24 protein-coding genes and 1 riboswitch are annotated in these 21,527 nt (G+C 40.1%); of the genes, 2 read left to right on the top strand and 22 right to left on the bottom strand.

Annotation, left to right across the window (positions count from 1 at the left end; translation table 11 throughout):
* Positions 1-8 precede the first annotated feature (8 nt).
* From A3I9_RS0100620 to A3I9_RS0100545, 16 genes are all read right to left on the bottom strand, one after another.
* On the bottom strand, positions 9-446 hold the full coding sequence (locus A3I9_RS0100620; protein ID WP_018377145.1) for a DUF3284 domain-containing protein: 438 nt from the start codon (positions 444-446) through the stop codon (positions 9-11).
* Position 447: 1 nt separating this feature from the next.
* A complete protein-coding gene (locus tag A3I9_RS0100615) occupies positions 448-771 on the bottom strand; it encodes a PTS lactose/cellobiose transporter subunit IIA (protein ID WP_018377144.1) in 324 nt (107 codons plus the stop codon).
* A gap of 8 nt (positions 772-779) precedes the next feature.
* Positions 780-1,091, bottom strand: coding sequence for a PTS sugar transporter subunit IIB (locus A3I9_RS0100610; protein ID WP_026217270.1), 312 nt, complete (start codon positions 1,089-1,091; stop codon positions 780-782).
* Positions 1,092-1,105: 14 nt separating this feature from the next.
* Positions 1,106-3,097, bottom strand: a complete 1,992-nt coding sequence (locus A3I9_RS0100605) for a BglG family transcription antiterminator (RefSeq protein ID WP_018377142.1) — start codon at positions 3,095-3,097, stop codon at positions 1,106-1,108.
* Complete coding sequence (locus A3I9_RS0100600) at positions 3,084-4,196, bottom strand: DUF871 domain-containing protein (RefSeq protein ID WP_018377141.1); 1,113 nt, start codon at positions 4,194-4,196, stop codon at positions 3,084-3,086. Before A3I9_RS0100600 ends, A3I9_RS0100605 begins: the two co-directional genes overlap by 14 nt.
* A gap of 13 nt (positions 4,197-4,209) precedes the next feature.
* Positions 4,210-5,586, bottom strand: a complete 1,377-nt coding sequence (locus A3I9_RS0100595) for a glycoside hydrolase family 1 protein (RefSeq protein WP_018377140.1) — start codon at positions 5,584-5,586, stop codon at positions 4,210-4,212.
* 198 nt (positions 5,587-5,784) lie between these two features.
* Positions 5,785-6,300 carry a QueT transporter family protein gene (locus A3I9_RS0100590; RefSeq protein WP_018377139.1) on the bottom strand — a complete coding sequence of 172 codons (516 nt, stop codon included), beginning with the start codon at positions 6,298-6,300 and terminating at the stop codon, positions 5,785-5,787.
* Positions 6,298-6,395: riboswitch (PreQ1 riboswitch) on the bottom strand. It overlaps the preceding gene by 3 nt.
* A 219-nt stretch (positions 6,396-6,614) precedes the next feature.
* Positions 6,615-7,325, bottom strand: coding sequence for a B3/B4 domain-containing protein (locus A3I9_RS0100585; RefSeq protein WP_018377138.1), 711 nt, complete (start codon positions 7,323-7,325; stop codon positions 6,615-6,617).
* Between the two features lie 12 nt (positions 7,326-7,337).
* Positions 7,338-7,784 carry a MarR family winged helix-turn-helix transcriptional regulator gene (locus A3I9_RS0100580; protein WP_018377137.1) on the bottom strand — a complete coding sequence of 149 codons (447 nt, stop codon included), beginning with the start codon at positions 7,782-7,784 and terminating at the stop codon, positions 7,338-7,340.
* Positions 7,785-7,859: 75 nt separating this feature from the next.
* Positions 7,860-8,816, bottom strand: coding sequence for a YihY/virulence factor BrkB family protein (locus A3I9_RS0100575; RefSeq protein WP_018377136.1), 957 nt, complete (start codon positions 8,814-8,816; stop codon positions 7,860-7,862).
* 30 nt (positions 8,817-8,846) lie between these two features.
* Positions 8,847-9,707, bottom strand: a complete 861-nt coding sequence (locus tag A3I9_RS0100570) for a methionyl aminopeptidase (RefSeq protein ID WP_018377135.1) — start codon at positions 9,705-9,707, stop codon at positions 8,847-8,849.
* Between the two features lie 14 nt (positions 9,708-9,721).
* Positions 9,722-10,258, bottom strand: a complete 537-nt coding sequence (locus tag A3I9_RS0100565) for a GNAT family N-acetyltransferase (protein ID WP_018377134.1) — start codon at positions 10,256-10,258, stop codon at positions 9,722-9,724.
* A gap of 72 nt (positions 10,259-10,330) precedes the next feature.
* Complete coding sequence (locus tag A3I9_RS0100560) at positions 10,331-11,590, bottom strand: UDP-N-acetylglucosamine 1-carboxyvinyltransferase (protein ID WP_018377133.1); 1,260 nt, start codon at positions 11,588-11,590, stop codon at positions 10,331-10,333.
* A gap of 261 nt (positions 11,591-11,851) precedes the next feature.
* Positions 11,852-13,054, bottom strand: coding sequence for a methionine adenosyltransferase (gene metK / locus A3I9_RS0100555; RefSeq protein WP_018377132.1), 1,203 nt, complete (start codon positions 13,052-13,054; stop codon positions 11,852-11,854).
* Positions 13,055-13,358: 304 nt separating this feature from the next.
* The gene (locus tag A3I9_RS0100550) at positions 13,359-14,201 is read right to left on the bottom strand and encodes a carbon-nitrogen hydrolase family protein (protein WP_018377131.1); all 843 of its coding nucleotides are present in this window, start codon (positions 14,199-14,201) and stop codon (positions 13,359-13,361) included.
* 324 nt (positions 14,202-14,525) lie between these two features.
* Positions 14,526-14,993 carry a deoxycytidylate deaminase gene (locus A3I9_RS0100545; protein ID WP_018377130.1) on the bottom strand — a complete coding sequence of 156 codons (468 nt, stop codon included), beginning with the start codon at positions 14,991-14,993 and terminating at the stop codon, positions 14,526-14,528.
* 164 nt (positions 14,994-15,157) lie between these two features.
* Here A3I9_RS0100545 and ypfJ point away from each other — a divergent pair, with 164 nt between their 5' ends.
* On the top strand, positions 15,158-16,066 hold the full coding sequence (gene ypfJ, locus A3I9_RS0100540) for a KPN_02809 family neutral zinc metallopeptidase (RefSeq protein ID WP_018377129.1): 909 nt from the start codon (positions 15,158-15,160) through the stop codon (positions 16,064-16,066).
* A gap of 59 nt (positions 16,067-16,125) precedes the next feature.
* Here ypfJ and A3I9_RS0100535 read toward each other — a convergent pair whose 3' ends face one another.
* Positions 16,126-17,160 (bottom strand): M42 family metallopeptidase, encoded by a 1,035-nt coding sequence (locus A3I9_RS0100535; RefSeq protein ID WP_018377128.1) that lies wholly within the window; start codon positions 17,158-17,160, stop codon positions 16,126-16,128.
* 67 nt (positions 17,161-17,227) lie between these two features.
* Between A3I9_RS0100535 and birA the strand changes: the two genes are divergently transcribed.
* Positions 17,228-18,163, top strand: coding sequence for a bifunctional biotin--[acetyl-CoA-carboxylase] ligase/biotin operon repressor BirA (gene birA, locus A3I9_RS0100530; RefSeq protein WP_018377127.1), 936 nt, complete (start codon positions 17,228-17,230; stop codon positions 18,161-18,163).
* On the opposite strand, the gene A3I9_RS13105 is transcribed toward birA, so the two are convergent.
* The 5 genes from A3I9_RS13105 to A3I9_RS0100510 all read right to left on the bottom strand — a co-directional run bounded on the left by A3I9_RS13105 (position 18,144) and on the right by A3I9_RS0100510 (position 21,526).
* Positions 18,144-18,281: a DUF3272 family protein gene (locus tag A3I9_RS13105; RefSeq protein WP_245538917.1), complete on the bottom strand. Its 138-nt coding sequence runs from the start codon at positions 18,279-18,281 to the stop codon at positions 18,144-18,146. The two genes, birA and A3I9_RS13105, sit on opposite strands and share 20 nt — an antisense overlap.
* Positions 18,282-18,398: 117 nt before the next feature.
* A complete protein-coding gene (gene dnaX / locus A3I9_RS0100525) occupies positions 18,399-20,063 on the bottom strand; it encodes a DNA polymerase III subunit gamma/tau (RefSeq protein ID WP_018377126.1) in 1,665 nt (554 codons plus the stop codon).
* Positions 20,063-20,560: a GAF domain-containing protein gene (locus tag A3I9_RS0100520; RefSeq protein WP_026217268.1), complete on the bottom strand. Its 498-nt coding sequence runs from the start codon at positions 20,558-20,560 to the stop codon at positions 20,063-20,065. Before A3I9_RS0100520 ends, dnaX begins: the two co-directional genes overlap by 1 nt.
* A gap of 73 nt (positions 20,561-20,633) precedes the next feature.
* Positions 20,634-20,924 (bottom strand): DUF1294 domain-containing protein, encoded by a 291-nt coding sequence (locus A3I9_RS0100515; RefSeq protein WP_018377124.1) that lies wholly within the window; start codon positions 20,922-20,924, stop codon positions 20,634-20,636.
* Between the two features lie 53 nt (positions 20,925-20,977).
* Positions 20,978-21,526, bottom strand: coding sequence for a PadR family transcriptional regulator (locus A3I9_RS0100510; protein WP_018377123.1), 549 nt, complete (start codon positions 21,524-21,526; stop codon positions 20,978-20,980).
* Position 21,527 lies beyond the last annotated feature (1 nt).

Genomic DNA, 21,527 nt, shown 5'->3' with positions numbered 1-21,527 from the left:
CTCCTATTTTATTGAATTGATGTATCCGTTGTTGAAAATTCTACAAGTTTATCTATTTGTAATAACATCCGCCTTTCTAGACGCTTCTTAAGGAAAAAGCGTAAAATTTTGTAATTCCATGTGCCAAAGAAACCACTTGGCTCATTTAATTCACGATAAACTATCTGCAACTGTCCCTCTGATATTTCTTTCAAGTCATAGTGAATCACTTGACGACCACGTGAAGATGTGATTTGAACTTTATAAATATGAGGTGCAGATACTTCTAAGACTTCAACTTGTACTTGATGATGTGTCTTGAAAACCTTTGTGTACTTCAAACCAGGTACGATTTGCTCCGGTTCAATATCCTTAGAAGTGTTTTGTTTAAAATCTTCAATAAACAATTTGATTAAAAAATCGAAAACTGTAGATGCGTGTGCATTATAAACATTAGAGACTTCCATACTACTGCCTCATTGTTTCTAGTTGTCGATAAACTTCTACAACCTCTTTTGCCATGTCAATAAAAGTAATGGCGTTCATCAGGTGGTCTTGTCCGTGTACCATCAATAAACTGAGAGGCACTGACTGACCACCTGCTTCTTTTGCTAAGAGAGAAGTCTGAGACTTATGAGCTAGACCAAGAGCTGCTTGTGCTTCTGTGAGCTTGGCTTCTGCGCCCTCAAAATCAAATTTCTTTGCAGCAGCAATTGCTTCAACAGCCTTCCCTTTGGCATCACCACCGTGCATGATAAGCCCCATGACTGTTTCTAAAAATTGTTCGTCCATAAAACCACCTATTCATTCAGCATAGAAATGGCGGTCATCAAAACATTTTTACCATTCATCACACCGTAGTCCATCATATTAATAGCATCTACTTTAATCTTAGGCTCACATTTTGCCTTAAAATCGTTCAATAAAAATTTAACTTGTGGACCAAGTAAAACTATGTCAATTTCCTTAGTTTCTAATTCGCGATCTGCTTCTGAAACAGGCACAGCATAAATGTCAAATTCTTGACCAAGTTCTTCTGCAGCTGCTTGCATTTTAGTAACAAGCATGCTGGTGGACATACCTGCATTACATACTAACATTATTCTTTTCATGGGATTTCTCCTTTTTATTTTAATAATTTTTTGAATACTTTTTGAAATTGTACAAAGCTAGGTTTTTTGATAAGTTCTTCCTGCAACTCGGGACAATCTGCTAGTTTGGCTAATCGTGGTGAAAGCCATCTTAAATGCGTATTCTGATATTTAGATGGCGATAGTAGCACTACAATTTGAATCTGGTCATGTTGTTCATCCCAAGTGACAGGTGTACTTGTTACTGCAACTACTACTTCTTCTTGCTCTCCAATTGCCTGCATGACATGTGGAAAAGCCATTTTCTCACTAAAGGCTGTTGAGTTTAGAAGTTCTCTTTCTGTAATTTGATGATAAACATCCGTCTGACTAATATTATCATCAACACTTTCCAAGCAAGCAATCATCATCTTGATCAGCGAAGCTTTATCAAGGGGTTCTTGACAAACTAGGAACTTCTCTGCTGTGAAGCAAGCATCAAAATGGTTTTCTACTTCACCATCTACCTTATCGTCATTAGAATGATAATGATGATAGGTTGTCGTAACCTCTCCTATAGCTTGACTAATCTTAGCAATATCAGCATCATTGAGAAAAACATTTACAGTGACAACCGGAACTTTGAAAAATAAATCCTTGAGGTCAATAGAGGAAATGATAAGATCAATATCTTCCATATCTATATTAGTTAATTCATGGTAACTAATACAGTCAAGAATGCTGATTCTATGACCAAAATTATAAGTCAATCTATTTTTTAAAACTTGAGCGCTTCCAAAACCTGTTGCGCAGACAACCAAAACCTTGATTTGCTGATGCTGCCTCTGCCTCTCGAAAGCTGCAATTAAATGTAAGGCGATGTAGGCCCATTCGTCGTCTTCAAGGACATGATCTTTAAGATTTTTAAGCTGACTAAAATAGTGTTTCGTCATCTCAAAAAAATTTGGATAATTTATCTTAATTTCATCTGTTAAAGGGTTTTCCATACGGACGCCATATTTTAATCTCAAAAATAAAGGTTCTAAGTGTGCAATTAAACTTTTTAGCAAGACTTGGTCATAGGATAACTGACTTCCCATTTCAACATCAATGACCTTGATAATCTCCTGTACTTCTTTCGTAATCTGTTCCATTGACTTAGAAACTTTGCCTTCTGACTGCGATTTCGTTAATAGATGCAACGCCACATTATAGGTTTCACTCGCAGGAAACGAAAGCCCTGTTTCTTGCGACAATCGTTTCAAAATCGTCTGTGCAATTTGATATTCTTGCAGTGCACATATTGAACTATCCTCTGGATAATCACTGATAACATGTCCTGAACGAATTCGATGCAATGTCAAGGCAATATGAATAATTAAATTTGTTAAAACAAAGTCTGAAATCTGCAAATGCCCTGTTTTACATGCTTCAAGAACAATATGTGCAATTTTGGGAATATCAGCCTCCTCTGTCAAGGGTTGAAATTTAACGTTAGTTAATAGCGGGAGCATGAACTCTTCTGATATGAAATAATCCACAATAAAGTGTCGCTTGTCTTGCTCTTTCCCACTCACATAGTATTTTCCGTCATCAGCCCTTTCCAGGTATAAATCATACGAAAGTAAACGTTGGCGAACATCGCTTAAAAGATTGGAAATTGTTGTACGACTTACATAAAGCCTCTGCATTAAATCATGTGTAGTTGTATTTTCTTTTTCAAAGAAAAGCTGTTGTAAGACGTAATGTATCCTATCATCGTTTTCTGAAATAGCAGGTAGGTCATTCAAATTCGACTTATTAGCTGTCAATTGCTGAAGCATCTTTAAAAAAGAAGCTGGTTCTTTAAGAATAAGCTTATAGCCATGGCCGTGCTTCATCTCAAGTTCAGCACCATATTCTTGGATTTGCTCTCCGATATTTTTCAAATATTTTCTGACCGTTCGGTCTGATACACCGAGTTGTTCAGCCAATGCCTGACTAGTGTGATAGGTAGATTGATGTTCATAGAGTACTTGCAGAATCTTCCACTCTTTACTCGTTAACATGGTCCCTCCTATCCGACGCAGTCACAATATTGAGACGAAAACCTTGCCACGGTTGCAACAAATTAAGTAAGGCCAAATCTTCATCTACGATACGACCAACAATATTAGTTTTTTCTCCTATCTGAAAATCTCTTAACGCTAGTTGCAATTCCCCACAGTAGCGAGTATAAAGTTGATTATCAATCAAAATAGCACCACGGTGGACTAGCTTATCCTGCCTTCTTGGGGAAATTTTTGCAGTGGCATATTGACTACGATGACCCGTTGAACGAATTACATACTCAGAAATGTCTCCACGATAAACATGATTTTCAGCAAGGATTGCACGCTCCACCTCTGTGACCTCTTCAGTAAGCTGAACATCAAATTCCAATGCATCAGTTTGACTTATACTTGTCAATTCAGTTGATGAAACGAATTGATTGGCAATAATAATGTGGTCAATCAACCCTGTTGCAAGCAACCATTTATATTGCGCATTCAAACTTTTTGAGCGATGTTCTTCCAGTGTACACAACCCTTCAGAAACAGGCCAAGGGCCAGTCGTTGCGCTCTGTGCATTGATAAAAGCTGCTGTTTCAACATCAAACTCCCGATAAGCTCGGCTGATTTCAAGAAAGTAAGAAGTTGATAAACCCGTGAATTGATGAGGGTAAAAATTATGGCAAGCAGTAATGCGTGATAAATCTGCACCTAAGCCAACTAAACGTCTCAACAATGTCGGTTCCGTACTCATATTAAGTTCTATTTTTATCCCAAGTGGATGATGAGTTAAAGCTGCAATCTGCGCATCGTCAAATGATTCGTCAAGCCGTATTCCTCTCACACCAAAGCGATGTGCCTCTTCCATTAAGTTCGCTTCCCAACCAAGAGCTTGAATAAAGCTAGGGTTCAAATCTGCAAATACTTCCAAGCCTAGACTTTGACAGTATTGAGCAATCTGACGATAGAACATTAGCGTATCAATATCATCTGGTGAAATTTGTAGCAGACTCAGAAAGACGCGTTGACATTGGTAGGGGCGAAAACGGTCAATATAAGCCTTTATTTCCTCAAAATCGTGACCTTCAGGGTACAAAGAGAAACCTAATCTTGACATTTTTCACCTTCTTCTAAAAACCATTGTTCTGACTAAGTGCTTTAAACCATTTTCCTGATTTTTTAATACGACGTTCTTGAGTTTCCAAATCCAACTCAACCAAGCCATAGCGATTTTTATAACTATTAAGCCAAGACCAACAATCTATAAAGGTCCACAGTAAATATCCCTGACAATTCGCACCTTCTTCAATTGCCTTGTGCAATTCACTTAGATGTCCTTTGATAAACTCAATTCGATAGTCATCTTGAATGATGCCATCTTGACGGAACTTTTCTTCACCTTCGACACCCATACCATTCTCGGTGAGAATCCACTCAATATTGCTATATTCTTTTTCGAGGTTTTTAGCAATATCATAAATTCCTCTCTCATAGATTTCCCAACCACGATGAGGATTCATTTTACGACCAGGCATTTCATAGTGGTCATAATAAAACTCTGGGAAGAATGGTGAGTCTGGATGTGCTTGATGCTTCGGTGCTGCAACACGTAAAGGCTGATAATAATTCACACCGAGATAATCGACCGTATTAGCTTTTATCACTTCTAAATCCTCAGGTAAATAGGTTGGCATGAGTTGATGTTTTTTCAGAATATAAATCAACTCTTGTGGATACTCACCCTTAACTGAAGGATCAAGAAAACTCTTAGCCTGAAATAGTTCAGCAATCCGAGCTGCTTTCACATCTGCTGGATGCTGGCTACGTGGATAAGCGGGTGTCAAATTAAGAACGATTCCGATTTTCTTATCAGGATTTATCTCATGGCTTGCTTGTACTGCCATAGAGCTTGCCAGTTGTGTATGGTAAGCAACCTGTGCTGCCGCTTTAGCATCAATCACAGCAGGATAATGGAATTGATAGAGATAACCACCTTCTACTGGTACAATCGGCTCATTGAATGTAATCCAGCGATCAACCAGATCGCCAAACTCTTCAAAGCAAACTTTGGCATAGCGTACATAGGCAAGTACCGTTTCACGTTGTGTCCAACCACCCTTGTTCTCTAATACCATTGGCAAATCAAAATGATAAAGGTTGACAAGCAAAGTAATCCCCTTATCTTTCACTCTTTGAAAAACATCACGATAGAATGTAACTGCGAGTGGATTTACCTCGCCATCGCCATCAGGAATGAGACGTGACCATTGAATTGAAGTTCTAAACGCAGTATGACCAGTTGCCTCAAGTAAGTCAATATCCTCTTGATAATGCGTGTAAAATGTTGAAGTATTTTCAGGTCCAATTTGATTATGAAACTTTTCAGGTGCTTGGCTAAACCAATAATCCCATGTGTTATCACCTTTCCCATCACCTGAAAGACGACCTTCACTTTGAGGACCTGAAGTAGAGCTTCCCCAAAGAAAACCATCTGGAAAATGAATCATAGTAACCTCCTTTATTTACTATTACAATAACGAATTTTCTTTAGAATGTAAAGGTTTTCATAAACAATAAATTTCCAAAATGAAGTGGAAATTAACTAAATTCCCATTATTCCCCATCAAATAAAAACAGACATGGAATTTTTATCTATCCCACAAAAAAACAGCTAGAAATCTAGCTGTTGCCTCCCGAATAGTTGATTATCGTGTAAAATCAATATGTTTCGCTAAGTTCGTAATGATAACTGCCCCTACAAGTAAGGAAGCAAATTCACCGATACCTGTTGTAAACCATGTGAACAAGAAAGGGCTCTGATACAGTACATTCAATTCAATCGCAATCGTAAACATAGAAAGAGAGAAGAAAATAGCAAAGTAGAAAAAGGCTTTGTTCATGAGTCCACCAAAAAGTGGCTCTTTCATATATTTTCCAAATAAAATGACACCCAAGGTCACAAAGACTAAAGTGGATCCTCCACCGACAAAGACATCAATCCAGCCAAAGCCAATCAAGTTGGCAATCATACAGCCAATCGTAATGCCAACAATATACTTCCGATTATAAAACGCTAAAAAGTTCATCATTTCTGCAATACGGAACTGATAAGCACCGTAAGCAATTGCATTGAGCGGTGGCGTAATCGTCAACACCACATAAATTGCAGCGACAAGGGCAATTTCTGCCATATCGCGCACAGTCCATTTATTGTTATTCATCTTATTCTCCTTTGGCGGCTATACCGCTTCTAATATGCTTGGCTAAAGGGAGGAAGTGCCAAGGGTTGTTTTCACAACTTGTCTAGTATAACATAAATTTTTTAAAATTGACAGGTCTTTTCCACTAGCTTACAAGATTTTCTATCAGAATTTCTCAAAGCAAGTTCGACTCCACATTACAAAGCGAAACTTAATCTCTGAGAATATCACAATATTTTCACAAGATAATCTGCTATAATCCGAAGAATTCGTTTATACATGTCCATTTTTCGTCATAAGAAGTCATCAAAAAAAGCCTAAATTCAGGCTTTTTCTTATTCAATTGTCACACTTGGTTCATCAATCGTAAGGTGCGTCACTTCACCCGCTACCCCAAAATAGTCTGCTACAAGTTTTTGAAGTTCTTCCATTGCAAGAAGTGCTCGTTCTTTTTGTCCAGCATTCACTGCTTCAATGACTAACACAGCATCCGTTGTATCTTCTGTCAACATAGTCCGTTGGGCTTCACGCCAGTTAAAATTACGACAAATCGCTCCGCCTTCATCATAGTAGATGATTTCCTCAGGCAAAGCTGGAGAATCTTCTTCTGCACCAAGTGGGAAAAAGGCTTCTCCACCTGTCGCTTTACCTAGATGCATATCTCCCTCAATACGTTGAAGATCCTCACCACCACATGGCACACCATAAGAAAGAGAAACACTGTTGTACAAGTCTACAAGCGGATTAATCGGGCGAAATTCTCGACCTTGGCTAACACGTTTTAGAAGTGCTTCGATAGAAGAACGGGCACCTTTTTTCGTTTTAAATTTTGTGAAAGCTTCACGCCATTCTTTTATCACATCATTTTGTGTAAATGGTTCTTCTTCTACAAAATCTTCTGCTTTTTTTGCAGCCTGATTGAGTAACTTTTGAAAATAAGGATCCTTACTTTCATCAATTTGGTTATTCAACCCCTTCACTGCTAAAATACTAATTTGTGCTTCTGGAAAAATTTCCCAAAAATTTTGATCTACAACTACTTTCATTTGAACTCCTTTTTAATAATTTCTTTTTTCACCTTTTTTCACAGCTTCCCAATCTTTTACGATATTTGATCGAACCTTGGACAGTAATCTCTCTAAAATTTCCTGTTCCTCTGCCGTCAATCCTGCTACAGCTTGGGCTTCTGAGTAACGATGTTCACTCAGGAGAAATTGTGCTAATCGATGTCCTTCTTCAGTCACAAACAGCATCTTATTCTTTTTGTTCTCTGAAGAAAATGTCCGCTCAATCAAGCCGTTCTTTTCTAATTTTTGTACAGAACGTGCCACTGTCGAACGGTCCACTTTCAGCATTTCGGATAATTCCTCTTGAATGATTCCCGGATTTTCAAACACACGCACCAAATACGCATACTGGCCCTTGGCTAGTTGAACATCCCGAAATTCAATATTGGCGATTGAATCCAAACTGCGGGCTATAATCCCTATTTCTCGTATAATCACATTTCCTCCTTTGTGTCTATCATTGTAACCTATTTTTGTTGCATTTGCAACATTTTCTTGTAAAAAAGCAACTCTTCAAGAGTTGCTTGCATTTTCTTTCTGTTCAACTTCGTCTAATTCCACATTTCTTATCCGAGCTTTTATCCGATTGAGAATCGAAACGACATCTCCATCACGAGTATAAAATTCATCCACAAACAGACTTTGGACAGTCGCATTCAATACTGCTCCTGTAATCAAGATATTTGCCATGAAAACAAACCAAAGCATGAGGACCAATATAATCACCGATGTCACAAAACGGAAATCCATCAACCGAAGGACATAGGCATCTACGTAGAGCGAGAATAGGTGGCCCACTGTACCCATAATGAGCAAAACAAAGACCGCACCTGGCAATACATAGCGAATTTTTTTGATTCGCACATTGGGTAAGAAAAAGTAGAGCATAACCAAAGCTAAAAAGAGGGAGATGTAGACAACTGGGGTTGTCTGACTCGCTAATTTCACAAAAAAGCCATGGTCAAATTGAATCAATCGATCAAGAGCACGCAAGACACTGTTGCCAAAAGCAATCATCAACACACTAAGCGTGATGATCAGTTGCAGACCAATGCCCAAAAAGACTCCGACAATATGACTAATAATAAAATCTCGATGCTCTGTTACACCGTAAGCCTTGTTCACTGCCTTTTGAAGGGCCGCCATACTACGCGAAATCGTCCACAAAGTTGTGACAATCGAAACCCCCAACCAAGATGAAGACGGCTTGGTCAAAACGGCCAGCACCATCCGCTCTACAGTCGGATAAAGCTTATCAGGAAACATATCCTCTAAAAATAGCAAAATCTGATGTACATCAAATTGAAAATATGGCAACAAACTGGCCAACAACATCAGTACTGGGAAAGCAGAGATTAGGATATAGTAGGCCACAGCAACACTTGTAATATCTAAATCTGCTGACATATACAAAGAAAAGAAGGTCGTGAAGAACTGCTTTATCTTAGACTTTTTCTGTCTCTTATGCATGATTCATCACTCCTTCCTTTTCTCACTTATTTAATAAGTTCCTTCTTCGCCTTGGCTGGTCAAAATTTGTGGTCCGTCTTTTGTAATCACAAACTGATGCTCGTATTGACAGGATAAACCACCGTCTAGCGTCTTATGCGCCCAACCAGTTTTCATATCAGTGTCAATTTCCCATGTACCAGTATTGATCATTGGTTCAATGGTAAGAACCATTCCTTCTTTCAAGCGAAGGCCTCGACCTGCACGGCCGTAATGAGGAACCATTGGCTCTTCGTGCATCGTAGGCCCAACACCGTGTCCTACCAAATCACGTACAACACCATAACCACGGCTTTCTGCATATTCTTGGATAGCCGCGCCAATATCGCCAATCCGATTGCCCACAACAGCTTTTTCAATCCCAATATACATGGCTTCTTTGGTCACGTCCATCAAATCTTTTACCTCTTGTGAGACATTTCCAACTGCGTAAGCCCAACAAGAATCCGCTAAACCACCTGCATAATCAACTGTATATTGTTTCATTTGTTCAACATTATTAAAATCCAACTTAGACACATCGACCACAGATTTGTCCAATGGTTCGCTCAATACCATATCCACCTTGAGCAAATCTCCATCTTTTAAGATATAGTGTCGTGGAAAAGCATGGGCCACTTCATCATTTAAACCACAGCAAGTCGCGTAAGGATAGTCCATGATATGACCATCTACTCCGATTTGAAGAGGAAGGACATTTTCTTCCTTACAACGTTTCCGGACATATTCTTCGACTTCCCACATATCTAGGCCTGGTTTGATTAAATCCCGCAAACCAATATGGATACTAGCTAGGAAATCACCTGCCCTATCCATTGCTGCAATTTCTCTTTGTGATTTAATTGTAATCATGTATTACTTTCTTTCTATTTTTTTAAATGATATTGTTTGTACTCTCTCATTTGATGGGTATAACGGTCACTGCCTTTATACTGCCGCAAGAGTTTGAAACCAGATTTCAAAGCCACTTGCTGACTAGCAATATTTTCTAGATGAGTTATAATGCTCAATTCTCGTAGGCCTAATTCCTGAAAGGCTAAAAAGCAGATATTTTTGACAGCTTCTGTAGCAAAACCTTGTCCCCACACATCCTTCAGTATAAAATACCCTAACTCCGCTTGCCTATGATGGTCATCTAGCTTTTCAAAACCAATGGCACCAATCATGTGCCCAGTCCTTTTATCAACAATCGCCCATTGTCCTAATGGTTCTTTCATAAAACGAAGAACCAGCAATTCCTGAGCTTCGTATGGAGTCAATACCTGTGGAAAAATAAAGGACAAATTCTCAGGATTTGAAACAATCGTATAAAAATCCTTCCAATCATCATATTGAAAAGGTCGTAATATCAACCGTTCTGTTTCTAAGTAAGAGTAGGCTGCTAATTTTTGCCACACACTCATCCTTGTTCTCCTATGAAAAAGAGTGAGATGGCTGTTTTCTTAAAAACAACTCTCACCCAAAAATTCTCTTCACTATTCCTCAATCAATTGAATATCTGCTCCAAGATTGACAAGTTTTTCAATAATATCCGAATAACCACGCAGAATAAATTCTACATTTGTGATTTCAGTTTGACCACTAGCCATCAATCCAGCAATTACCATCGCCGCACCTGCTCGTAAATCCGTTGCTTTTACAGCTGCCCCAACCAATTGGTTTGGTCCTTGATAAGCGATATAATTGCTTCTTGTCGAAATATCAGCTCCCATTTTAGCCAACTCAGCCACATGACCAATCCGCTTTTCGTAAATGGTGTCCATAATTCGACCAGTCCCTTTAGCCGTTAACAATAGAGGCGTAATTGGCTGTTGCAAGTCTGTTGCAAAACCTGGATAAGGAGCGGTTTTAACAGAAACAGCCTTCAACTCTGTCTGTTTTTCCACAAAGACACTGTCTTCGGAAACTGTCATTCGCACACCCATCTCTTCTAATTTTGCAAGATAGGATTCCAAATGTTCATATAGAACATTGTCAATTTGAATTCCTTCCCCAACCGCTGCAGCGAGGGCAATATAGGTTCCGGCTTCAATACGATCTGGAATCACTTGGTGTCTTGTCCCATGTAAGCTTGTCACACCATCGATGGTAATGATGTCTGTACCAGCTCCGCGAATGCGGGCTCCCATATTGTTCAATAAGGTCGCAACATCAATGATTTCAGGCTCACGTGCTGCATTTTCAATCACAGTCCGACCTGTTGCTTTCACAGCCGCTAATAGGGTGTTGATGGTCGCTCCCACACTGACTGTATCCATATAAATGTGAGCCCCATGCAACTCCTTGTTCTCAGCGACAAGATGCATATTGGACCCTTCATAAGTTGTGCTAGCTCCCATGGCTTCGAAAGCTTTTAAATGAAGGTCAATCGGACGCGGTCCTAAATCACAGCCTCCAGGCAACCCAACAATTGCTTGTCCAAAGCGTCCCAATAAGGAACCATAGAAATAATAGGAAGCTCGTAAGCTGTTAATCTTACCAAAAGGCATTGGCATATCTTGCACGCCACGTGGGTCAATTTCGAGAGTTTCCCCGTCACGTCGAACAGTAGCACCCATGGTTTCCATAATATCCACTAGACTGTCCACATCAGATATGGACGGAACACCATCCAATGTCACAACGCCATCAGCTAAAATAATAGCTGGAATCAGGGCAACAACTGAATTTTTCGCTCCACTTACAGTCACTTTTCCCTTTAACGGCCGACCGCCGTTGATGATAATCTTTCTCATACAAACGATTCTCTTTTCTGACTTTTCGCCAAATAGGCATACAGTTCATTGTACCATAGTCCCTGAAAAATAGCTAGTATTTTGAAAAAGCAAACCTTTTCATCTAAAGTTCATCCAAAGTTTTATCCAAATTTGAAGCAAACACATAGACTATATTAACGCCCCATACTGAAATCCTTTATAAGTGAATCGTATTCCAAATTGTTGTCCAAATACATTCTAAAAAAGACTAGAGAGCTGTCATCTCTAGTCTTTGAAATTTTATTTCCCTGATGGATGAATTGCTTCCTTCAAAGCATCCATCTTATCCAACTTTTCCCATGGTAGGTCAACATCCGTTCGTCCCATGTGACCGTAGGCCGCAGTTTGACGATAGATTGGACGTTTCAAATCCAACATTTGGATAATCCCTGCGGGACGAAGGTCAAAGACTTTGCGTACCGCCGCTTCAATAGCGCTTTCCGCTACTGTATTAGTACCAAAGGTATCCACACGGACTGACACAGGGTGAGCTACCCCAATTGCATAAGCTAATTGCACTTCTGCCTTCTTAGCAAGACCCGCGGCAACGATATTCTTTGCAATATAACGTGCAGCATATGAAGCAGAGCGGTCCACTTTTGTCGCATCTTTACCAGAGAAGGCACCGCCACCATGTCGTGAGTACCCACCATAAGTATCAACAATAATCTTCCGCCCTGTCAAACCAGAGTCCCCTTGAGGGCCACCGATAACAAAACGACCTGTCGGATTGATAAAGAATTTTGTCTTGTCATCAAGATACTTCGCAGGAATAACAGCCTTGATCACTTGATTAATCACATCTTCACGAATTTGCTCATTCGTTGCTTCGGGGTCATGTTGCGTTGAAATAACAACCGTATCCACGCGAACAGGTTGGTCATTTTCGTCATACTCGACCGTTACTTGTGACTTAGCATCTGGACGCAGATAAGAAATCGCTCCAGTTTTTCGTAAATCAGCCAATTTCTTCACCAATTTGTGTGATAACGAAATAGGAAGTGGCATGAGTTCTGGCGTTTCATCAACGGCAAAACCAAACATGAGACCTTGGTCTCCTGCACCAATCAAATCCAGTGGATCCTGCTCTGCATTTCCACGAACTTCCAAAGCCTCATTAACCCCTTGGGCAATATCAGGTGATTGTTCTACCAATGATGGGTGCACACCAACTGATTCTGCAGCAAAGCCATATTCTGCATTGGTATAACCAATTTCTGCAATGGTATCCCGTACTACTCGATTAATATCCACATAAGCTGTTGTTGATATTTCTCCAAACACATGAACAGATCCAGTGTAGACAGCTGTTTCTGCTGCAACGTGCGCTTCTGGATCTTGCTCTAAAATCGCATCCAAAATCGCATCTGAAATCTGGTCAGCAATCTTATCCGGATGTCCCTCCGAAACTGACTCAGACGTAAATAATTTCCGTTCTGACATAAACATGTCCCCCCTTTAATAAAAATCTCGTAGTTCCTCTTGAACGATTGATTCACTACGCGTTACTAGGTTACAAAGCACTAGTCGCAAAAAAACATTTGGCATCCTCCAAATATCCGTCATACGACTACCTTTTCGGGACTTAATAACTCACTTATTATAACATGATTTGGTCCTTTCCGTCTTGTAAATCATACGTTTTTACTAAAAAACAGCAGAAAACAATCTGCTGTTTCATAAGTTGCTATGTGATTACTTTTATTTCGTTGTTTGGCTAAGAAAAATTAGAATTTGTAGGAGAAATCTATTTTTGTCCACCTCTTATAAATGGTTCTGAAATTGTAGTGTCCAATAATTCCTTATATGCGACTACCTTTCTGAATGTATTCCCCATCATTTCACTATTCCTATATTCTCTTATGGCATCCATATCAAAATCTGCATAATACAATCCTTCTGTCACATCATCTGCTAACATAATTGTATTATCAAGACAAATCCCGTTCTTGTCCCAGCAAATAGGACTGTATGCACAAGAACAACCTGCGTTCTCCCCATTAGCATTTGCCATAGCTATTCCAACCATATTCTCATACGCTCGGGTGGACAAAGCTTGAATACGTGGCCTCATCGAACCACAATCATTTGGTACAAGAATAATTTCTGCACCCTTTAACATCAGTATTCTTGCACTCTCAGGATATTCCCTATCATAGCAAATCATTAGACCAATTTTTATTCCATCAACATCACAAACTTTAAATTCAGTTCCTGCCTCAACATCTTTTTCATCAGCAAAATCACAAGTATGTACCTTTGAGTATTTCATCAATATTTCGCCGGACCTATTGATGACAAAAGCTGTATTTTGAGGTTGCCTTTTTCCTTTTGTAAATGATGTTAGTACAACACCTATAGCGTACTCTTTTGCCACTTCGCATATTTTCATAATCACTTCGTCACCACAGGATATACTTTTTTCATACGCCATCGGAAGTTCATAACCTGTCACAAAACATTCCGGAAGTAGCAAAATGTCTGCTCCATTTTTTGATGCTTCCTTCATAGAGCAGATTATAGTATCAATATTTCTTTTGATATTTGAAATTTCTGCACGAGCTTGTAAAATCGCTACTTTAAAAATCATATTTCTCTCCAAAATTTCTAACTCAAATTTCTAACTCATATGGCATTCCAAATAAAAGTGAAGGCAAACACACAGCCCCAAGCATTTCCTGTCTTAGTTTTAATCAGTAACATGCCATAGATCGCAAAAAATGTTGTCAACAACTCTACAATTCCCCCAAGAGTCAGTATGGATGGTACTCTTGAAAATTCTCTGAAGCAAAAATATAAATAATAGATGGAAGAGAGCAAAGAAACATACCTACAACTGATTTAAAATCTGTTTCGTTGACTCTAACGTCAGTTGTTTGTCAGCCAACAGCACCTCCCAAAATACCTATCGCTTCTAAATAAACTCCGCATCCAAAATGGCTTTTTTGACAACCTCAAGTGGCAAATGGACTAATTCACATTTTTTCTCTGTATAAAGGTAACGAGCATAATCATCAATCCGGTACTCGTTGATATACACCACCCGTTTGCAACCAACTTGCAATAATTGCTTCGAACAATGAAGACATGGAAAATGCGTGACATAAGCCGTAAAACCTTTTGGAATACCACGTTCTGCTCCTTGCAAAATGGCATTGACTTCTGCATGAAGGGTCCGTACACAGTGTCCATCCACGACTAGACATTCATGATCTAAACAGTGCTCCGTTCCAGACACAGAACCATTGTACCCTGTTGCAATAACCTTATTATCTTTGACCAGTACTGCTCCGACCTTGGCACGGTTACAAGTTGCCCGATTGGCAATCAGCAGTGCTTGCGCTGCAAAATATTCATCCCACGCTAATCGATTTTCAACCATGACTCACCTCACACCCCTTTTTTAGTATTATACTATTTCTTTTTTGAGAAAAAAAGTGACGGAGTGATTTTTCTCAAAAATCTTAGTTCTCTGCTCTTATTTGCTTTTCTTTTTGCCCTTCTTCCCTTATAATATAGATAAGAAAAAGAAAGTTAGGAAATACTATGAAAATAGATGATTTAGAACAAAGTCGACATGTCGAGGATCGACGAGGCCAATCAGGTGGCTCATATGGAGGAAGTCCTGTTGGTGGCGGCTCAGGCATGATGGGGCTCTTATTGCAACTCCTCTTTTCATCTGGTAAAGGCAAATGGTTAATTATCGCTATTCTGGCCTTTAGTTTACTTGGAGGTGGGGTTGGTTTAGGAGACTTGCTCGGTTTAAACGCTACCCAAAGTAATTACGAAACCAATTATTCCCCATCGGAAGTTTCGGATGAAGATGCGGTCTTCATCAGCAAGGTTTTTAACTCAACAGAAGATTTTTGGACACAAGAGTTCAAAAAAGAAGGGCGTACTTATCATGCACCAACACTTGTCATCTACGACCAACAAACACCAACTGGTGGTTGTGGCGTAGGATCTGCGAGTGCCGGACCATTCTACTGTTCTGGTGACAATAAGGTTTATATTGACTTAACCTTCTATCAAGACCTGTCTCAAAAATACGGTGCTTCTGGTGACTTTGCCATGGCCTATGTCATCGCCCATGAAGTTGGCCACCATGTACAAAATGAGCTAGGCATTATGGATCGTTACAATAAAGAACGCCGTGGTCTTTTAGAAAAAGCTGCCAATGCCCTCAATGTCCGTCTAGAATTACAGGCAGACTACTATGCAGGGGCTTGGGCACACTATGTTGAAGGACAGGGCTTACTCGAAATGGGAGACATCGAAGAAGCCATGAACGCAGCTCATGCAGTTGGAGACGATACTCTTCAGGAAGAAGCCTATGGCAAGAGCGTTCCTGATAGTTTCACACACGGAACTTCTGCTCAACGTCAGAAATGGTTTAATCGTGGCTATCAATACGGAGATATTCAACACGGTGATACTTTCTCTGAAAATATTTAAGGTCACTGCATCACATGAAAAACCCACCTTACAGAAATTGTAGGGTGGGTTTATTGGTTTTATTCGATCATATCTGATAATAGATAGGCATCTACCATCTTTTCAGTAGCATCAACAGAATCTAGATGGGTCCGTTCGTAAGAGTGGCTGGATTCAATACCAGCTCCAAGAAGGGCATGACGAACATCCGCCCCAGCTCTCATGGCTGCTGAGGCATCACTTCCATAATACGGATAGATATCTAACTTATAGGGGATTCCTTTTTCCTCTGCCAAGGCTACTAAGTGCTGACGAAGCTCATAATGATACGGTCCCGAACCATCCTTGACACAGATGGATACTGTGTATTCATCAGTCTGCTGGTCATCACCCATTGCGCCCATGTCAACTGCCAAGTATTCAACCACAGGAGCAGGAATGCTCGAATTTGCCCCATAGCCAATTTCCTCATTATTTGAGAAATAGAAATGGGTAGTATAAGGTAGGGTAACTCCTTCTTCCTTGTAGCGTTTGAGTAGATGAAGTAAAATCGCCGCAGACACTTTGTCATCCAGGTGACGGCTCTTGATAAATCCTGATTCCGTTACCACTGTTCTTGGGTCAAAAGAAATGAAATCACCCACTTCAATTCCTAATGCACGGGTTTCAGCTTCTGACGTTACCTTTTCATCCAGACGAATTTCCATATTGGTCTGATTGCGCTCCGCTGTGCTGGCATCACGGTAAACATGCACAGAAGTTTGATGCATCAAAATTGTACCTGTATAGGTTTTCCCATTTTTAGCCACATGAATGAAGCAGTTTTCCCCCTCAATAGATGGATAACCAAATCCTCCAACCAAGTCCATCTTCAAACGGCCGCTTGGTTTAATCGCTCGTACAATTGCCCCTAATGTATCTAAGTGAGCCGTTACCATGCGGTGCTCTGTATCATTTTCCCCTGGAACCGTCACCATCACGCCACCTTTTGGTGTCTTCAACGCTGTGTAGCCAAAACCCTCGACTTCTTCTTTGACATACTGCATAATACCACTGGTAAAGCCCGTTGGCGATGGCGTATTGGTCAATTTCACAATGTAATCTAGTGTATTCATAATGTCTCCTTCTCAATCATTAGTACTATTCTACCATTTTAGATAAGAATTTTGCTATAATGAGACTATGAAAACCTACGAAAAAATCTATTATCGATTATTAAAAGAATCGGGCTACATAAGTGGTGAAGCATTAGCCCAAGAATTCCAAATTTCCAGAACTTCTGTCTGGAAGGCTATTCAGATGTTAGAAAAAAAGGGATTAGTCGTTGAATCCGCCCGTCATTCTGGCTACAAACTGGTAGAAGGAGACTTACTTGTCCCTCGCCAATTAAGTAAGGATTTGGATATCCCTGTCTTCTATCACGAGAATAGTCAATCAACCCAGCTAGATGCTAAAATAGGAATTGAACACAATCATCCAGCACCAGCCCTTTACCTTGCCCCTCATCAACTAGCAGCCAAAGGACGGAATGGACGGTCCTTTCATGCAACAGACCGCGGAGGCATCTACATGAGCCTTCACCTAACACCGAATACCCCCTTGGTAGATTTCAAACCCTATACTATATTGGTAGCGGCAGCTATTGTCAAGGCCATACAAGAGTTGACGGGAAAATCTGTTCAGATCAAATGGGTGAATGATATCTATTTCAATGAAAAAAAAATCGCCGGCATACTGACGGAAGCTATTTCATCAATTGAAGATCAAACTGTTACCGATGTCATTATCGGAGTGGGACTGAATTTCTATTTACCTCATTTCCCAAAGGAATTAGAGAACAAGGCTGGGAATTTATTTGATACAAAACCAAATTTGACACGACAAGAGTTGATTACAACAATTTGGAAAACCTTTCAAAATACGCCAGAAGAAGAATTAGTTGCTCTCTACAAAGAAAAATCACTTGTCCTTGGAAAACAAGTGAGCTTTGTAAGACAAGAAAAAACCTACTCTGGCCATGCTATTGAAATAACAGATGCCGGTCACTTAGTGGTACAGCTAGAAGATGGTCAAAAAGCAACCCTGACCAGTGGAGAAATTAGTCTTTCTTCTTGGTAGCAGTTTCCACCAATCGAATAAACCTCGTCACTTTATAGGCAAATGATAAATTCCGGGCTACGATGCTTCCGTATAAGATAGCCCAAAACACACTTCCTGTCAAGATTGCATCGTTCATCCAGTAAGTCGCCAAACAGGTAAAAAGGGCTAGTAGTACAAATTCTGAAATTCTCATAGGACCAGTATAACAAAAAATCAGCATTTTAGCTGATTTTTAATTTGCATTTAGAAGATATCAATCGTCAACGATTGTTGCTTGGTCTGCTAAAAATTGAAAGGCCTCTGGAACATCATTTGACGGCCTTGTTTCTACTTCTTCTTTTTGACCTCGTGCTTTAGCCGAAAATTCTGCACGGATATGCACCCAATCTTCTTGGGCTATCGCTAAAATCTGAGGTGAAAAACCGGCAGCCTGACTGAGAATATTACCAAACATGGTATTGAGATTATCCCGTTTCATGGTCTGTTCTGCATTAAAGGCAGAATCAAAAGAAAGGATAGCATGGTGCTCGTTAGCCGCAACGGGCTGCGAACCACTCAATAAAGCTTTGTCAGCTCCTGACAGGCTTTCGATGACTTCCCCCCATGCATTTTGTAGACGGGTCAAATTTTCTCTGGCCTGAGCTGGATTTTCCATCGCCTCCTGTAAAATCGTATGGACACGGTTTGTATCTAAACGGTATTTTTTAGGTTGTTGCGGTCTGCGAGAAACTGGTTGGACCTCTACTGCAGCATGGGTTCTTTTGGCTAATTCTGCCTGCAGTTGGGCTACCTGCGTTTTTAATTGTTCAATTTCCGCTGTGACGGTCGTTGGAAGGCTACTACCTTCAACGACTTGGGGTTCATCTGAAAGACGGATGGTCATCATTTCTGCGTAAATTTTTGGTTGGGGACTTTGTTTGATGTCTTGCAGTCCCTTGGTCACAGTCTCAATCATGGCAAAAATTTTCTCGCGTGAAAAGGCCAGATTGTCAGTAAATGTCGAACTTGTATGGGTATTTTCACCCCCTGTTTGGACAATCAACAAATCTCGCAAATAATAGAGCAAATCCGTCGCAAAACGATTCATGCTTTTGCCATTATCAAATATAATCTGCAGTTGATTCAAGGCCTCTGGCACTTCTTTTTGACGGATATGAGCTAGGTAGTTATCCAAGGCACGCAAGCTGATGGACCCTGTAATTTCTTCAGCTGTTTCAAGAAGAAGATGCTGGTCAGCACTCAAACTCAGTGCTTGATCTAGAATAGAAAGAGCATCCCGCATTCCACCTTCAGCTCGTCGAGCAATCATCGCAATAGCCTCTGGCTCATACGTGTAGCCTTCCTTATCCAAGATGGTTACTAGGTGTCGCTCAATGTCTTTAACCTTGATCGATTTGAATTCAAAACGTTGTACCCGTGACAAAATCGTCGCTGGAATCTTATGCAGTTCGGTTGTTGCAAGGATAAAGACAACATTCTCAGTCGGTTCTTCCAATGTTTTCAAGAGAGCATTGAAAGCCCCCATGGATAACATGTGCACTTCATCGATGATATAAACCTTATATTTGGCAAGACTTGGTGCATAGGTTGATTTGTCACGAATATCACGGATTTCATCAACCCCGTTATTAGAAGCCGCATCAATTTCGATGACGTCTTCCAGACTACCTTCTGTAATAGCCCGACAGATATAACAGTCATTGCAAGGTTCACCATTGACTTGATTTGGACAATTCATGGCCTTAGCGAAAATCTTGGCAGCGGATGTTTTTCCTGTTCCACGTGGGCCAGAAAAGAGATAGGCATGGCTAATTTTCCCTTGTTCAATAGCCTGACGAAGGGTTGTAGCAACCACTTCTTGGCCTACCATTTCTTCAAAGGTTTGGCTTCGGTATTTCCGATAAAGAGCTTGATACATTAGTGCTTTTCTCCAAACATAGCGAAATTCCAGTCTGTTTTCTCAACTAGAATAGCAACAAACTGTTCTAGATATTCTTTATCTATTGCATCGTAATCTGTCTTCAAACGCGAGTCTAAGTCAAGAACACCCAGCAATTTTCCATTTTTCAGCATAGGTACTACAATCTCAGACATGGCTGCTGAATCACAAGAAATATAGTTTTCATGTGTGGTCACATCGTCTACAATAATGGTTTCTTGCTTTTGAGCAGATTCACCGCAGACACCTTTGCCTAAAGCAATATGGACACAGGAAACACCGCCTTGGAAGGGACCTAAAAGTAACTCTTCTCCGTCAAAAAGGTAAAATCCTGTAAAGACCGAATTGGGCAAGGCTTGATTGAGCAATGCAGAGGCATTTGACAAGTTCGCAAGTGCATTGGTCTCCCCTTCAAGCAAGGCCTCCAGCTGAGCTAAAAGTAATTGATAATTTGATTTTTTTTCTTTTTGTAACATGGTTCTATTATAGCACAAAATCAACAAAAAACAGAAAGACACACTGCCTTTCTGTTGCTTTCCTTACCCCTTATTAAAAAAGGTGTTGAATAGAGGCATGCCAAATCCAATACAGACAGGCAAATTCCACAACTAAACCCAATAGCCAAATCAATTTGAAATACCATTTTTTAGTCTTATGATGAAAAAAATAACCTCCAGTCATTGCGCCTAGACCGCCTAGACCAATAGCCATCCCTAATAATACTTTTTCTGGAATCCGGTATGCCTGCCGACGTGCTTTCCCTTTGTCTAAGCCATAGGTTGCAAATACAACCATATTCCACATCAGCAAAACAAGCGTTATTCCCTGTTGCATGGACATCTTTTCTTTCCTCGATCTTCTTTTAACTTATGTCACTGATCAAGAGGCACATATTATTTGCCTGTGTGTTGTGACAAAGTCCTTTTCAACCACTCTAACTGTGCTTCATTACGTGCAATAGCTCGCTCCAAAACGAGATAATGACCGTAATTCTCTGTTATCATATCCTCACTTGAAAACAAACACTCTCTGCGGTCAAGCAAATGGGCCAAATGTTTTTCTAAAAGTGCAATCTGACCTTCTAACAAGCCTGTAATTCTCTCATCGTCCATCGTCCGAATAAAGAACATTTTCAAGGAAAAAATATCTTTCTGCTGAGGAGTTTCCTCATTAGGTACTGCCAGCCATTCTTCCAGTTTTTCGCGGCCTTGAGTAGTCAAAGTATAGTGTTTTTCCTTGTCATTATCTGGCACTGGATGGCATTCTAATGTCCCTTCTTTCACCATCCGCTTGAGTTCAGGATAAACTTGACTATGGGCTACCTGCCAAAATTCTCCAATCTCACGGTATACATAATCTGTAATCTGCTTGCCAGTTACTCGCGTATCACAAGCAGAAATCACCCCCATGATAATATGAGGCAAAATTCGTTGTCTTGGCATA

It is taken from the genome of Streptococcus ovis DSM 16829 (genome assembly GCF_000380125.1).
GTDB classification, from domain to species: Bacteria; Bacillota; Bacilli; order Lactobacillales; family Streptococcaceae; genus Streptococcus; species Streptococcus ovis.
This window is presented reverse-complemented; position numbering and strand designations above follow the sequence as displayed.